Source organism: Marinobacter sp. (genome assembly GCF_040904845.1).
Classification (GTDB): domain Bacteria; phylum Pseudomonadota; class Gammaproteobacteria; order Pseudomonadales; family Oleiphilaceae; genus Marinobacter.
The window spans coordinates 39,578-54,857 of sequence record NZ_JBBDSR010000017.1; the positions used below are offsets into that span (position 1 = coordinate 39,578).

At 58.1% G+C, this 15,280-nt stretch carries 14 protein-coding genes and 1 pseudogene; 4 read left to right on the forward strand and 11 right to left on the reverse strand.

Features of this window, described 5'->3' with window-relative positions:
* Positions 1–22: 22 nt before the first annotated feature.
* From truD to WD429_RS02240, 11 genes are all read right to left on the reverse strand, one after another.
* Entirely contained in the window at positions 23–1,120 is a 1,098-nt protein-coding gene (truD, locus tag WD429_RS02190; RefSeq protein ID WP_368420540.1) for a tRNA pseudouridine(13) synthase TruD, read from the reverse strand.
* A complete protein-coding gene (gene ispF / locus WD429_RS02195; protein WP_368420541.1) occupies positions 1,117–1,596 on the reverse strand; it encodes a 2-C-methyl-D-erythritol 2,4-cyclodiphosphate synthase in 480 nt (159 codons plus the stop codon). Before ispF ends, truD begins: the two co-directional genes overlap by 4 nt.
* 53 nt (positions 1,597–1,649) lie before the next feature.
* Positions 1,650–2,351, reverse strand: coding sequence for a 2-C-methyl-D-erythritol 4-phosphate cytidylyltransferase (ispD, locus tag WD429_RS02200; protein ID WP_368420542.1), 702 nt, complete (start codon positions 2,349–2,351; stop codon positions 1,650–1,652).
* A 9-nt stretch (positions 2,352–2,360) separates the two neighbouring features.
* Complete coding sequence (locus WD429_RS02205; RefSeq protein WP_368420543.1) at positions 2,361–2,633, reverse strand: septum formation initiator family protein; 273 nt, start codon at positions 2,631–2,633, stop codon at positions 2,361–2,363.
* A gap of 202 nt (positions 2,634–2,835) precedes the next feature.
* A complete protein-coding gene (eno, locus tag WD429_RS02210) occupies positions 2,836–4,131 on the reverse strand; it encodes a phosphopyruvate hydratase (RefSeq protein ID WP_368420544.1) in 1,296 nt (431 codons plus the stop codon).
* A gap of 183 nt (positions 4,132–4,314) precedes the next feature.
* Entirely contained in the window at positions 4,315–5,160 is an 846-nt protein-coding gene (gene kdsA, locus WD429_RS02215; RefSeq protein ID WP_368420545.1) for a 3-deoxy-8-phosphooctulonate synthase, read from the reverse strand.
* 2 nt (positions 5,161–5,162) lie between these two features.
* On the reverse strand, positions 5,163–6,791 hold the full coding sequence (locus WD429_RS02220) for a CTP synthase (protein ID WP_368420546.1): 1,629 nt from the start codon (positions 6,789–6,791) through the stop codon (positions 5,163–5,165).
* Positions 6,792–6,879: 88 nt separating this feature from the next.
* Positions 6,880–8,238, reverse strand: a complete 1,359-nt coding sequence (gene tilS, locus WD429_RS02225; RefSeq protein ID WP_368420547.1) for a tRNA lysidine(34) synthetase TilS — start codon at positions 8,236–8,238, stop codon at positions 6,880–6,882.
* Entirely contained in the window at positions 8,222–9,175 is a 954-nt protein-coding gene (gene accA / locus WD429_RS02230) for an acetyl-CoA carboxylase carboxyl transferase subunit alpha (RefSeq protein WP_368420548.1), read from the reverse strand. Before accA ends, tilS begins: the two co-directional genes overlap by 17 nt.
* 179 nt (positions 9,176–9,354) lie before the next feature.
* Positions 9,355–12,837, reverse strand: a complete 3,483-nt coding sequence (gene dnaE / locus WD429_RS02235) for a DNA polymerase III subunit alpha (protein ID WP_368420554.1) — start codon at positions 12,835–12,837, stop codon at positions 9,355–9,357.
* A 44-nt stretch (positions 12,838–12,881) separates the two neighbouring features.
* Positions 12,882–13,349, reverse strand: a complete 468-nt coding sequence (locus tag WD429_RS02240) for a TlpA family protein disulfide reductase (protein WP_368420549.1) — start codon at positions 13,347–13,349, stop codon at positions 12,882–12,884.
* A 69-nt stretch (positions 13,350–13,418) separates the two neighbouring features.
* On the opposite strand from WD429_RS02240, the gene arsC reads away from it, so the two are divergent.
* The 4 genes and pseudogenes from arsC to WD429_RS02260 form a co-directional block, all read left to right on the forward strand.
* Positions 13,419–13,772: an arsenate reductase (glutaredoxin) gene (gene arsC, locus WD429_RS02245; RefSeq protein ID WP_368420550.1), complete on the forward strand. Its 354-nt coding sequence runs from the start codon at positions 13,419–13,421 to the stop codon at positions 13,770–13,772.
* A 12-nt stretch (positions 13,773–13,784) separates the two neighbouring features.
* Positions 13,785–14,387 (forward strand): NAD(P)H:quinone oxidoreductase, encoded by a 603-nt coding sequence (gene wrbA / locus WD429_RS02250; RefSeq protein WP_368420551.1) that lies wholly within the window; start codon positions 13,785–13,787, stop codon positions 14,385–14,387.
* Between the two features lie 47 nt (positions 14,388–14,434).
* Positions 14,435–14,803 carry a DUF2069 domain-containing protein gene (locus WD429_RS02255; RefSeq protein ID WP_368420552.1) on the forward strand — a complete coding sequence of 123 codons (369 nt, stop codon included), beginning with the start codon at positions 14,435–14,437 and terminating at the stop codon, positions 14,801–14,803.
* Between the two features lie 12 nt (positions 14,804–14,815).
* Positions 14,816–15,280: pseudogene (locus tag WD429_RS02260) on the forward strand (type II/IV secretion system protein); the annotation flags it as partial.

A 15,280-nucleotide genomic window follows, 5' to 3' on the forward strand; every position in this document is an offset into this window, starting at 1 on the left:
AGATTACCTGCCCGGATACTTTTTATTCGGGGTCAATTGCCCCGTCTCGCAACTCAAATATATCCGCCAGTATGGTGGTGGCGTATTGCCCGGGTGCCAGCCAGAAGTCTACCCGTAGCACACCCTCTTCAAGCCACCGCCAGTGCAACTGACCGGGCATGGCAACCAGAAGGCGTCGTTCAGGTTTCATCCGGGTTGTGGAGAATAATGCCGCCAGCCCGGGCGATTGCGCGACGATGCTCCGTTCCAGAGCACCCTGGTCTGACACTGCGGCGGTGCCACCGTCACCCCAGAGCGGCCCCGTGACCCATGGCCGCGAATCCGGACCGGCGGGCCCCGGCTCACCCTCCATAACCTGACGCCAGCTGCCGTCGGCAACACGCTGCCTCAGAACTTCGTTGAACAGCCATGACCGCGCGGCAGAAAAGTACAATACGTTTTTACTGTCCTGACTGCCAGAACCCGAACGCCCCCGGCTGCCTTTTCTTCCACCTTTTCGTCCCGAGCGGTGCAGCCGGGCCGGGTCCAGGGTGAGGGCCCGGTCCAGGTTGCCACCCTGATGACCAAACCGCTGAGGACCGAAATAATTGGGGGCACCCGAGGCTCGCAACATTTCAAGAGCCTGATCAATGGCCTCAACCTCACCAGAGACGTCCCGTAAGGTGATCTCGAAGCCATTGCCACGGTGATCACCACGGCGAAGCTTGCGCGGGGATCGGGTATAGGCAATCACCGGCCAGCGTTCTTCGACCCGCGCGATAAAGGCGTCATCCTCGCCTTCCATACCCGGCCGATAAAGGCTGAACCACTGACGCGTCACCGCATGGCGGTCTTTCAACCCGCAGAAGCCCACATCGAAGTGGCGGCAACCGCATAGCAGCGCCAATTGCCGGGCGACATAATCGGTATTGTCACCGGTTTTTTCCAGAAGCAGGCACAGGTGCTCACCTTCCGACACGCCCGCGACGCCGCCGTCCCCGGGAAAGCCGGCAAGGCCCAGGTCTTCAAACACTTTGAAGTCTTCGGGGTGTTGTTTCAGTACTGCGCTGGCGATACGGCCACCTCGAGAGGTCGGCCAATCGATTGTCCAGTGCGAGGTTGTTCCGGATTCTGACGTCATGAGGCCACCGGTTCCAACAGGCAGACTGCCTGGCAGGCAATCCCTTCACGGCGGCCGGTAAAACCGAGCTCTTCCGTGGTCGTTGCCTTTACACTGACACGGCTGGCGGCAACCCCAAGATCCTCGGCAATATTGAGCCGCATGGTGTCGACATGTGGTGCCATCTTCGGGGCCTGGGCAATCAGGGTGGAATCCACATTCACCACGCCGTAACCCTCTTCCCGCACTCGCACCATGACCCGCTTCAACAGGTCTCGGCTGTCGGCCCCGGCCCACTCCTCGCTGGTATCCGGAAACAGGTGGCCAATATCGCCGAGCGCCAGAGCTCCGAGCAGAGCGTCTGCCAGCGCGTGCAACAGCACATCACCATCGGAATGGGCTTTCAGCCCGTGTGAATGGGGGATTCGAACGCCACCAAGGGTGACAGAACTGCCTTCACAGAAGGCGTGGACATCAAAGCCCTGGCCAATACGCATACATGATGGTCCCGAAAAATGCCGAAGAGGTACCTGAAAAAGTGCCGAAATATTCAGAGTTGGCTGAGAATAAATCCTGCCAAGGCAAGATCGGCCGGCACGGTCACCTTGAGGTTATCCGACCGACCTTCTACCACTACAGGCATGTTACCTGAAAATTCCATCGCAGAGGATTCATCGGTGACCGGGCGACCTTCATCAACCGCGCATTGCAACGCTGTCACCAGCGCTGAATAACGAAACATCTGTGGTGTGAGCGCCCGCCACAGTCGCGATCGGTCTACCGTACGCTGTATTTCCGGCGGTTCACCGGTGCTGCACTGCTTGATGGTGTCGGCCACCGGTGCCGCGAGCAGGCCGCCGACCTTGTGATCCCTGAGTTGGGTCATCAGCCGGGAAAGGTCATCCCGGTGCAGACACGGGCGGGCGGCATCATGAACCAACACCCAGTCTTCGGGATCTGCCTGTCCGGACAGCGAATGGAGCGCCGCCAGAACCGACTGAAAACGCTCAGAGCCGCCAACGCAGGACTGAACGCGGCCACTTTTGCTGGCGTCTGTGGAGGGCCACCACTGATCTTCCGGGCTGAGCGCCACGACACACCCGGCAAAAGGCGCAGCGTCAAGCGTTCGGGACAGGGTAATATCGAGGATATAACGATGGTCAATCTGGAGATACTGCTTGGGGCATTCGGACTGCATTCGCTGACCAATGCCGGCGGCGGGGACAATCAACCAGAAGCGGGGAGGCGTCATCAGCAACTGTCAGTTTTCAACGACCAGGAAGAAGGTTTCACCCTCACCAATCAGACCGAGGTTCATTCGCGCCCGCTCTTCAACGGCACCCTGCTCGCCGCGCAGATTGCGCACTTCGGCATAAAGGCGTTCATTACGGACTGAGAGCTCGTCGTTTTCTTCCGTTTGCTCGGCAATAGATTGCTCCAGTGCCCACACTTGCGCATAACTGCCCTCCCCGATCCACAGGCGAACCTGCAGCAGGAGTATCAGCACAACCATGATGGACCACAGCAACTTCATTGCGCATTCCGTTTCGTAAAAGCTGAACAAAAAATCAACATCGAATGTTGAGTATAGACCTTAGAGTAGATTAACAACAAATTCTTCTAAACGATTGTGTAAAAAGGCCATCGTGACTGATTTTTCATTCAGAACACGACAGCCTTAACATTCTGTTACCTGTTATCTACCGAGCGGCAGGCCGCAGATGGGCCTGTGGGGTTCAGCCCTGCCCTTTAATTTCGACCAGACCGCGGTACGGTGCCTTGCCGTCCAGAGCCTCCTCGATGCGCAGCAACTGGTTATACTTGGCCACACGATCAGAGCGGCACAGGGAGCCCGTTTTGATCTGGCCAGCGCAAGTCGCGACCGCCAGGTCGGCAATGGTGGTGTCTTCGGTTTCACCGGAACGGTGGGAGATTACCGCCGTAAAGCCGGCGTCCTGTGCCATTTTGATGGCATCCAGTGTTTCGCTCAGGCTGCCGATCTGGTTGAACTTGATCAGGATGGAGTTACCCACGCCCTTGTCGATGCCCTGCTTGAGGATCTTGGTGTTGGTGACGAACAAATCGTCGCCGACCAGCTGAATCTTGCTGCCGAGTTTGTCGGTCAGAATCTTCCAGCCGTCCCAATCGCTCTCGTCCATGCCGTCTTCGATGGAAACGATGGGGTAACGCTCACACAGGCCGGCGAGGTAATCCGCGAAGCCTTCGGCATCGAAGCTCTTACCTTCACCGGAGAGCTGGTATTGGCCGTCTTTGTAAAACTCGGAAGACGCGCAATCCAGCGCCAGCATCACGTCGGTGCCCAGCTTGTAACCGGCTTTTTCAACAGCTTCCTGAATCACCGCCAGTGCCGCTTCGTTGGACGGCAGGTTTGGCGCAAAGCCACCTTCATCACCTACGGCCGTGTTCAGACCCTGAGCTTTCAATACTTTTTTCAGGCTGTGGAAAATCTCGGCCCCGATACGCAGAGCCTCAGCAAAGCTCTTGGCGGTAACCGGCTGAACCATGAATTCCTGGATATCTACGTTGTTGTCTGCGTGCTCGCCACCGTTCAGTATGTTCATCATCGGCACCGGCATGGAGAACTTGCCAGAGGTGTCGTTGATGTCCGCAATGTGTTCGTACAACGGCTTGCCCAGAGAAATCGCCGCGGCTTTGGCGGCCGCCAGAGACACCGCCAGAATCGCGTTGGCACCCAGATTGGCCTTATTTTCAGTGCCATCCAGTTCCAACATGATGTTGTCCAGGCCACGCTGGTCGGCAGCGTCCTTGCCCAGCAGTGCTTCACGAATCCTGCTGTTCACCGCCTCTACAGCTTTACGAACACCTTTGCCAAGGTAACGGGACTGATCACCGTCCCGCAGTTCCAGGGCTTCGCGAGAACCTGTTGAGGCTCCAGAAGGCGCACAAGCACGGCCCAGCGTGCCATCGTCAAGAATCACGTCCGCTTCCACGGTGGGGTTACCGCGTGAATCCAGAACCTCACGGGCTTTGATATTGGCAATCTTGGTCATTCTTCTGGGTCTCCAGTTTATATCTTCACAATTGGGAGCAAGAGCGAGCGGGGGATGGCTTTACGAAAAACGCTACAAGCACATCCATGTGCGCTTGGGCTCCGCCATCCATGGCTCCGCACATTTTCGTAAAGCCATCCCCCGCTCGCTCCCATAGTTCTTCAGAAACGCAAACACCGCCAATCAGGCGGTGTCGATAGGTTTAAAGCTCTTAACAAGATCGTCCACGGCTTTCACTCGCTGGAGGAACGGCTCCAACTGGCTCAGACGCAGGGCGCAGGGGCCGTCGCATTTGGCCTGATCCGGGTCCGGGTGTGCTTCCAGGAACAATCCTGCCAGGCCCTGGGACATGCCCGCCAGCGCCAGGTCGGTGACCTGTGCACGTCGACCGCCGGCGGAATCGGCGCGCCCACCAGGCATCTGCAAAGAGTGAGTCACATCGAACATCACTGGCACGTTCATCGCTTTCATGATGCCAAAGCCCAGCATATCGACGACAAGATTGTTGTAACCGAAGCTGCTACCTCGCTCACACAGGATGACCTTATCGTTGCCCGCTTCCTCGCACTTGGTGATGATGTGTTTCATCTCCTGAGGCGCGAGGAACTGGGCTTTCTTGATGTTGATCACCGCCCCGGTTTTTGCCATGGCCACCACCAGATCGGTCTGGCGGCTCAGGAACGCCGGTAGTTGAATAATGTCACACACTTCGGCCGCGGGTGCTGCCTGTTCCGGAGTGTGGACATCAGCAATAACAGGGACACCGAATTTGCTCTTGATGTCCGCCAGTATCTGTAACCCTTTCTCAAGACCCGGGCCGCGAAAGGAGTTCACGGAAGAGCGGTTTGCCTTGTCGAAGGACGCTTTGAAGACGTAGGGAATCCCCAGTTTGCCGGTGGCCTCTACGTAGGCTGCTGCCACTTCCATGGCCATTTCCGGCGATTCCAGTACGTTCATGCCGCCAAACAGCACAAAAGGCTTATCGTTGGCGACCTCAATACCTGCGACGTTAACCCTACTCTGCGCCATGCTCAGGATTCCTTCTTGCGCGCCAGTGCTGCCTGCACAAAGCCCTTGAACAGCGGATGACCATCACGCGGTGTTGACGTGAATTCCGGGTGGAACTGGCATGCCACAAACCAGGGGTGATCGGGAGCCTCAACCACTTCCACCAGCCGGCCATCGGTGGAACGGCCGGAAACCTTCAAACCGGCACCTTCCAGATTCGGCAGGAAATGGTTGTTCACCTCGTAACGGTGACGGTGGCGCTCACGAATGGTCTTCTTGCCGTAACAGTTGGCAATGGTGGAGCCTTCAGCGAGGACACAATCCTGCGCGCCCAGGCGCATGGTGCCACCCAGGTCAGACTCTTCGGTGCGTTCCTCACGCTCGCCGCTGGCGTCCAGCCATTCGGTAATCAGACCCACCACCGGCTCCTGAGTGTGCTCACGGAACTCGGTGCTGTGCGCGTCTTTCAAGCCGGCGACGTTACGGGCGTATTCGATGACCGCCACCTGCATACCCAGGCAGATACCCAGGTAGGGTACTTTGTTCTCACGGGCGTACTGCACGGTGCGGATTTTGCCCTCTACCCCACGCTCGCCAAAGCCGCCGGGCACCAGAATGGCGTCTGCACTTTCGAGTGCACCGGTACCGTCGCGCTCGATGTCTTCGGAGTCGATGTAGTTGATGTTCACCTTGGTACGGGTCTTGATGCCGGCGTGGAGCAGCGATTCAATCAGTGACTTGTAGGCGTCCAGCAACTCCATGTATTTGCCGACCATCGATATGGTGACTTCGTCCTCGGGGTTCATCAGCGAATCGACAACGTCGTCCCACTCGCGCAGATCGGCCGGGCGGGCGTCCAGATTGAAACGCTCGATCACTAGCTGGTCAAGGCCGTACTCGTGAAGCATGCGTGGAATGGCGTAGATGGACTTGGCGTCCTGCAGCGGAATGACTGCGCGCTCTTCAACGTTGGTAAACAATGCGATCTTGCGACGGGAGCTGGCATCCACCTCATGCTCGGAACGGCACAACAGGAAGTCCGGCTGCAAGCCGATGGAGCGCATTTCCTTCACCGAATGCTGAGTCGGCTTGGTTTTGATTTCGCCCGCGGTCGCGATATAGGGAACCAGAGTCAGGTGCATAAACAACGCACGCTGCGCACCCACTTCCACTTTCAATTGACGGCAGGCCTCAAGGAACGGCAGTGATTCAATGTCGCCTACGGTGCCACCAATCTCAATCATTGCCACGTCAGCTCCGGCTGCGCCCTCAACGACCCGACGCTTGATTTCGTCAGTGATGTGGGGAATAACCTGAACCGTGCCGCCCAGATAATCACCACGGCGCTCCTTGCGGATCACTTCTTCGTAGACGCGGCCGGTGGTGAAGTTATTGCGCTTGCTCATCGGGGTACGAATAAAACGCTCGTAGTGGCCCAGATCGAGGTCGGTTTCCGCGCCGTCTTCGGTGACAAAAACCTCACCGTGCTGGAACGGGCTCATGGTGCCGGGGTCCACGTTGATGTACGGGTCCAGCTTGAGAATAGTGACCTTCAGGCCGCGTGCCTCGAGGATCGCTGCCAGCGAGGCAGATGCGATACCTTTCCCCAAGGAGGACACGACACCGCCGGTGACGAAAATATAACGCGTCATGCAGATTCCGTGATTTGTCTGGTTCGGTGAAGGAGGGAGATTGTCATCTCAAGATGGGACGCCAGACTACCAGAAGAGCGCCCCTTACTCAATCACATTCCCGCTCCACAATGATGCGCCAGCCGGTGGCCGGGGCCTCCCCACAGTATTTGTCAGAAAGCCACAAATCGCCAACGCCGACCAGCTCACCGTGGCTCTCAGGACCCTCGAATACCAGCGGTATCCGTGCTCTTTCCCAGGGTGGCACCCGTTGCTCCTGCAACCATTTTTTCAGTGGTTTTGACGGACCACCGGGGCGGGGCCTGACGCGTTCACCGCCACGCCTCGTAGATATTCGTATTGGCGGCGGGGGGCCAACGGGTGTAGCGCCAGGCTTCAACGCCATGCGCCACGGCCCCAACACCACCGGGTGGTCGGGCAACAGCCGTTGTGACGCCACAGGCTCCGGCGGCTGGTCGGGCACCAGGTACACCCAGCCATGGAAGCGCCTTAGCGCAAAGCCCTGGCCGCGAAGTTCTGGCTTCCGGTCCTCCGCGGACAACAGAAGGTCATCGAGCACCTGATGCCAGTCGGCAACAGCCGGGAAGTGGTAGCCCTCCCGGGTGATCCACCAGCGCAGCAGATTTTTTTGTTCAGTCACCGTCAGCCCCAGCATCTGGGCTACCCTCAGCCGCCCTTCCCCGCCGGCGACGGAGGCATAATGAATCTGTGCCAGAGCAGCCGCCAGCTCTTCCTGCTCGCCGCAAGCCCGGGCGCTGTGGTTCAGCCGTTTTACGAGAGACGGCCAACGCGCGGTAAGCAATGGCAAGATTGAATGGCGCAGGAAGTTGCGGTCGTATTGTTCGCTGTCATTACTGGGATCGTCGATCCAGGTCAGGCCAGCCTGACGAGCCCAGTCGTCAATTTGCCGGCGACTGAACGCGAGCAAAGGTCGATGCAAGTCTCCCTCACCCAACGGGCGTGTCGCGGGCATTCCCGCCAGGCCACTCACCCCACTGCCTCGCAACAGGCGGAACAGTACCGTCTCGGCCTGATCATCACCGTGGTGGGCCATCAGCAAAAGCTGACCAGGCTGAAGCAACTGCTCGAACGCTTGGTATCGGGCATGGCGCGCCGCCTCCTCAACTCCGCCGGTGGTCGACTGCTTCCCACCTTTGATCGGCACGGTCACGCGCCTGACGGTCAACGCAATACCCAGCGACTGGCACAGCTGCCGGCAGAACCGCTCGGTGACGTCGGCGTTGGGCTGCAACTGATGATTAATGTGGACGGCCTGAACGGTACGGTCACGGCCACAGCAGTGACGCACCAGGTGGAGCAGCAGTACAGAATCGAGGCCACCGCTGAGGGCGACCCACACATGTGACGCATCGGGAAGGCACCTGACCGGCTCGCACAAGGCAGCCGGCCAGGAAAATTCCGGGGCGGAGTTACCGCCCCGTGTCATATCGGGTCAGCCGCTCATAGCGACGAGACACCAGTTCATCGGCAGGTAGGCGGCTGAGCTCGGCAACGCCTTTTCTCAGGGTATCACGAAGCGATTCGGACATCTTTTCGGGGTTCCGGTGTGCACCACCCAGCGGCTCGTTAATCACGTTGTCCGCCAACCCCAGGTATTTGAGCCGATCCGCCGTGACGCCCATGGCCTCTGCAGCCTGAGACGCGTATTCGGCGTTCTTCCACAAGATGGAGGCACAGCCTTCCGGCGAAATAACCGCGTAGGTTGAGTATTGAAGCATGTTCAGCTGATCACACACGCCAATCGCCAGCGCGCCGCCGGAGCCGCCCTCTCCGATAACTGTCGAGATAATGGGTGTTTTCAGGCGAGACATAACCGCCAGGTTAAAGGCGATCGCCTCACTCTGCCCGCGTTCTTCGGCACCGATACCCGGATACGCACCCGGCGTGTCAATAAAGGTCAGAATGGGCATTTTGAATCGCTCGGCCATTTCCATCAGACGCAGGGCTTTGCGATAACCTTCCGGACGGGGCATGCCGAAGTTACGCTTCACCTTATCGCGCACTTCCCGGCCCTTCTGGTGGCCAATAATCATCACCGGCTTATCATCAAGACGGGCCGTTCCGCCGACAATCGCCAGATCGTCCGCGTACCGGCGATCGCCGTGCAGCTCGTCAAAATCATCGAAAATGAAATCGATATAATCCAGGGTGTAAGGACGGCGAGGGTGCCGTGCCAGCCTGGCCACATCCCAGGGCTGCAAGTCGGAAAAAATAGTCTCAGTCAGGCTGACACTTTTGCTCTTGAGCCGATTGATTTCATCCGAGATATTGAGATCGGTGTCGTTACCCACCATACGAAGCTCTTCAATCTTCGCTTCCAGGTCGGCAATGGGTTGTTCGAAATCCAGATAATTAGGGTTCATGATGTTCCATCATTTGATTGCCAGACGGAACCGTCGTCCCGCCAAACCAGAATTTTGGACAAAGATAACAGTGCCCGGACCATGGCTAAAGCGGACATTGGTATGAGTCCGCTTTCTGACAAAACTGTAATTTTTCAAGATGTCAGCAGCGATACCGGACCGAACCTTGCCGGACTACCTCAATCATAGACCAGTTCTACCGCCTGGTCGCCCACCAGGTAGCGAAGTTCCACCAACAAATCATCATCGGGCTGAACTCGCCACGCCTGTCCAAGCTCTATTCGGGTACTGGCGTCGTTGCTGCTGTATTCAATCCAGACCGGGCTGCCTTCACATCGGAACGGCCTGAGGGTGCTGTCGATCTTATCGAGCAAACCATTCTGAAGCTGGTCCGCATGCAAAGACAACTGGAGCCCCCGACTGAACTGCTGACGCGCGGTGCCTACGTCCATCACCGAGCTGACGCGCATTTTCATTTGGCCCGAGTAGTCATCGTGGCTGACTTGCCCTTCCACGACAATCACCTGATCCGACTGCAACAGTTCGCGGTTCTCGAAGAACGCTTCTGAAAACAGCGTCGCTTCGATACGCGCACTGCGGTCGTCCAGCGTAATGAAGCACATTGTCGACCCGGTACGGGTTTTCATCGTGCGCTGGGCAACCACCAGACCAGCAACCCGCTGCGGGGACCGGTTAGGTTTCAGGTCAGCAATCGGTGAACGCACAAACCGGCGCACTTCCTTCTCATACTCATCAAACGGATGCCCGGTCAGGTAAAGGCCAAGCGTGTCTTTTTCACCTTTCAGCCGTTCTTTCTCCGGCCACTCCCGAACCCGTGACACGTCTTCATAGGGGTTGGCATCGCCCTCAGCCTCCAGGGCCTCGCCAAACATATCGGTCATGCCCACGGCATCGTTGCGGGATTGCTGGCCGGCCTGCTGCACCGCCTTCTCAATACTCGCCATCAATTGGGCTCGGCCCGGGCCCAGTTTGTCCATCGCACCGCAACGAATTAACGCTTCCATCGCCCGCTTGTTCACTTTCTTGGGATCCACCCGGCGACAGAAATCAAAGATATCCTGATACGGTTCGCCATTCGCCCGACCGTCCACAATGCTATCGATTGGCCCCTCACCGAGGCCCTTGATGGCACCCAGGCCGTAAATGATCTGACCCTCGTCATTAACGGTAAAGGTGTATTCCGATCGACTGACGTCCGGCACCAGGAGGTCCAGCTTCATATTCCGGCACTCTTCCACCAACGTCACCACCTTGTCGGTGTTCTGCATGTCAGCCGTCAGTACTGCGGCCATAAATTCGGCCGGATAGTGGGCTTTTAGCCAGAGCGTCTGATAGGACACCAGCGCATACGCAGCAGAGTGAGACTTGTTGAAACCATAACCGGCGAATTTTTCCACCAGATCAAAGATGTTTTCTGCCAGCGTTTTATTGATGCCGTTATGTTCACAGCCATCGAGGAAAAACTGCTTCTGTTTGGCCATTTCCTCGGGTTTTTTCTTACCCATGGCCCGCCGCAGCATGTCCGCATTGCCCAGGGAGTAACCCGCCATCACCTGAGCGATCTGCATGACCTGCTCCTGGTAGAGGATGACCCCGTAAGTGGGCTCCAGTACCGGCTTCAGGCCATCATACTGGTAATCCGGGTGCGGAAATGACACCGGCTGGCGGCCGTGCTTACGGTCGATAAAGTCGTCAACCATGCCGGACTGCAGCGGCCCGGGGCGGAACAGCGCCACCAATGCGATCATGTCTTCCAGCGAATCCGGCTGCAGGCGACGGATCAGGTCCTTCATGCCGCGGGATTCAAGCTGGAACACCGCCGTGGTCTCCGCCTTTTTCAGCATGCTGAAGGAGGGAACGTCATTCAGCGGAATATCGTTGATATCCAGCAGCCCCTCACCGCGTTTCTCGCGGCGCGGGTTGATCATATTGAGCGCCCACTTGATGATGGTGAGCGTCCTCAACCCCAGAAAGTCAAACTTCACCAGGCCGGCATCTTCCACGTCACCCTTGTCGAACTGGGTCACCAGGCTACCGCCTTCGTCATCACAGTACAGTGGCGAAAAATCGGTAATCTTGGTGGGCGCGATCACCACACCACCGGCGTGCTTGCCCGCGTTACGACACACGCCCTCAAGTTTCAACGCCATTTCCCAGATTTCCTGGGCTTCCTCGTCCTGCTCCAGGAACTCCTTTAACTGCGGCTCTTCCTCAATGGCCCTTTCCAGGGTCATCCCGACTTCGAACGGAATCAACTTCGACAGTTTGTCCGCCAGCCCGTAGGACTTGCCTTGCACACGCGCGACATCCCTCACCACCGCTTTCGCCGCCATGGTGCCGAACGTAATGATCTGCGACACCGCCTCACGGCCGTATTTCTCAGCGGTGTACTCGATGACCCGGTCACGACCCTCCATACAGAAGTCGACGTCGAAGTCGGGCATGGACACCCGTTCCGGGTTCAGGAAGCGCTCAAACAGAAGGTCGTATTCCAGCGGGTCCAGGTCGGTGATCAACTGGGCGTAGGCGACGAGAGAACCGGCACCGGACCCTCGGCCCGGGCCCACTGGCACGCCGTTATTCTTGGCCCATTTGATAAAGTCCATCACGATCAGGAAGTAACCGGGGAACCCCATCTGAATGATGATATCCAGCTCAAAATTCAGACGTTTGTAATAGGCTTCCCGCTTCGCATCGTATTCCGGATCGTCTTTGCTGAGGGTTTTCGCCAGACGGTCTTCCAGGCCCTCCTCCGAGACTTTGCGGAAGTAGTCGTCCATGGTCATGCCATCCGGAATGGGATAATTCGGCAGGAAGTATTCACCCATGCGCACGGTCACCGAGCATCGGCGGGCAATCTCGACCGTGTTCTCAACCGCTTCGGGGATGTCACTGAACAGCTCGATCATCTCGTCGGCGCTGCGCAGGTACTGTTGATCACTGAACCTGCGGTCACGGCGGGGGTCGTCCAGAGTGCGACTTTCACCAATGCAGACCCTGGCTTCGTGCGCCTCGAAATCTTCGGCATTGATGAAGTGCACGTCGTTGGTGGCGACCACCGGCAGATTCAGGAGTTGTGCCAGCTCTATGCTCAGGTGCAGGCAATCTTCGTCGCCACCCCGGCCCGTGCGCTGGAGCTCAAGGTAATAACTGTCCGGGTACAGATCCATCCAGTACTGCGCACGCTCCCTCGCGACCTCTGGCTTACCCGCCAGCAAAGCCTTGCCGACATCGCCCATTTTTCCGCCCGACAACGCAATCAGACCACCCGCCCTGGCCTCCAGCCAGGGCCGCTGAATGATCGGCTTGCCGTATCGCTGGCCCTCGGTGTATCCCTGGCTGATGATTTCGGTCAGATGGCGATAACCCTCGTTGTCACGAGCAAGAAGCGTCAGGCGGAACGGGCTTTCCGGTTCCTCCGGATTTTCCAGCCAGAGGTCCGCACCAATAATGGGCTTTACACCGGCACCGGTCGCCGCTTTGTAAAAACGCACCAGTGAACACATGTTGGACTGCTCAGTGAGCCCAACGGCCGGCATGCCCAATTCCGCGACCCGACTGATCAGTGGTTTCACCCGGACCAGTCCATCCACCAGGGAGTATTCGGAGTGTACGCGGAGGTGTACGAAGGTGTTCGCCATATCGTCGGGCTGTTCCTGCTGTTGAATTCCAGTGATGGCGGGCATCAGCCGCCCATCAGTGCTCTGAGTTCTTCTTCGGTTTGCGGGCCAAAGCGGGTTTCACGCAACTCTCCGTCCGGATCAATCACGAACGTCGCTGGTAACGCCACCGGCGTTTTCCAACCAAATTCGGTGCCCGGGTCGTCGGTCAACATGACAAAATCTATCCCCATGGTGTCGCCGAGATCAATCAGCTCCTGCCCCTGAATACCATCAAAATTGACACCCAGGACCGTAATGCGGTCGCGGTCATCCAGTTGGTTCAGCTCAGGAATTTCTTCCAGGCAGGGCTTGCACCATTCCGCCCAGTAATTTACCAGCACCCAATCCCCGCGCAGGCTGTCCCACTCGACCGGATCGCCCCCGGCCTGCTCAAAGGCGACTTTGTCGCAACCGGCAAGCATCACCATGCCCAGCACGGCGGCCATTCGCATCATCAGCGTTCGAAAACGGTACGTTGCAGGGTACTGCACAGGGAATCCTCCTGTTAGACTACGGAACATCCCGATTTCAGGACAGCCCTATTTAACTCAGGCCAGAAGATGACAGAACCAACCCGCATTTTCCACAACCCGCGCTGCTCAAAATCCAGACAAACCCTTGAACTGCTTGTTGAGCGTGGCCTGGAGCCGGAAATTATACGCTACCTTGAAACACCACCGACAGCGCAGGAACTGCGACAGATTCTATCAGTTCTGGGCATGGAACCACGCCAGCTCATGCGCAAAGGTGAGCAGGAATACCGCGACCAGAACCTGGATAACAATGAGCTGAGTGATCAGGAATTGATCCGCGCCATGGTCGCAACGCCAAAACTCATTGAACGACCCATCGTGATTCGGGGCGACAAGGCAGCGCTTGGCCGCCCGCCAGAAAACGTACTGACCCTTTTTTGACCGGAGCAACTGATGCCACCTGAAAACGCCTACGTGCTTGTGCTGTATTACAGCCGCAGTGGCCAGACGGCTGACATGGCGAGCCAGATTGGCCGTGGTATTGCGCGAGTCAATGGCATTGAGGCCCGCATACGCACTGTGCCTCCGGTGTCACCGGACACCGATTCCTCCTTGCCAGCCGTTCCCGACCACGGGGCACCTTATGCCAGCAAGGACGACCTCGCCCACTGTGCCGGGCTTGCGATTGGCAGCCCGACCCGCTTCGGCAACATGGCCGCGCCGTTGAAGCATTTCCTGGATGGCACCGGGGACCTCTGGCTGTCGGGCGCACTGACCAACAAACCTGCCGGCGCGTTTACCTCCACTGGTAGCCTCCATGGCGGCCAGGAAACCACCCTGCTGACCATGATGATGCCGTTGCTGCATCACGGCATGGTGCTGTGTGGGGTACCCTACGCCGAACCGGCACTGAATGAGACAACGTCCGGCGGCACGCCCTACGGGCCCTCTCACTGGGCAGGAACCGGTGAACAGTTGCCCCTGAGCGACCATGAAAAATCGGTCTGCCAGAGCTTCGGCGAGCGCCTGGGCACGCTGGCCCTGAAACTTCGTTAAGACCGCCAACGCGGACATTCACTCGTATTTATTGACGGAAAGCACCCATGCTTCATAACCCCAAAGCCCGCATCACCGCCAGGCTCACCATCGCGCTGTACATCGCGGTTCTGGCCACGCTGCTGATTACCACCTTCTATCCGGCTCCGGTGGAGGGCGTGTCGGTTCCACTGATGCTTACCGTTAAACTTTTGCCATTGCTGGCATTTGCCATACCCGTGTTCCGGGGCCACAACCGGGGTTACATCTGGCTGGCGTTCGTGGTGATTTTCTACTTCACCCAGGCCGTGGTAACAGCGTGGCTGAACGAGGGCACCACCGCCCCGATGATACTCACGGTGCTGACGTTCCTGCTGTTCACCGTGTCCATGGTGCACCTGAAGGTCAACCGTCCCATCGCCCCACCGGTGACCTGAGCGGATTCTGTTATGACCACTCATCAGGCACCCCCGCCAGCGCGAAGCACGCTGACCCTGCGTGATCTGGCAACCGCGCTGGTTACCAGCGGCGAACTGGCGCAGGAAGACGCAGAGCGGATTCTTCAGGCCAACATTGGTGCCGACACCAACGACCGCCATCCGCTTGAGCTGTTTGCGCTGGCAGCGCTGAAAAGCCAGACCTCCGGCCGCACGCTGGACCTGGACAGGCTGACCCAGTGGCTGGCGGACTGGGCCGGGCAACCCTGGTATCACATAGACCCACTAAAAATAGACACCCCCGCCATTGCCCGGGTGATGTCCTACGCATTCGCCCAACGCCATGGCATTCTCGCCGTTGAAATTGGCAAAGACGAAGTTTTGATTGCCAGCGCCGAGCCCTTCAAGCATGACTGGGAAAGCAACCTGCGTCAGGCGGTGCAGAAAGATATCCGCCGAGTGGTTGCCAACCCTGGG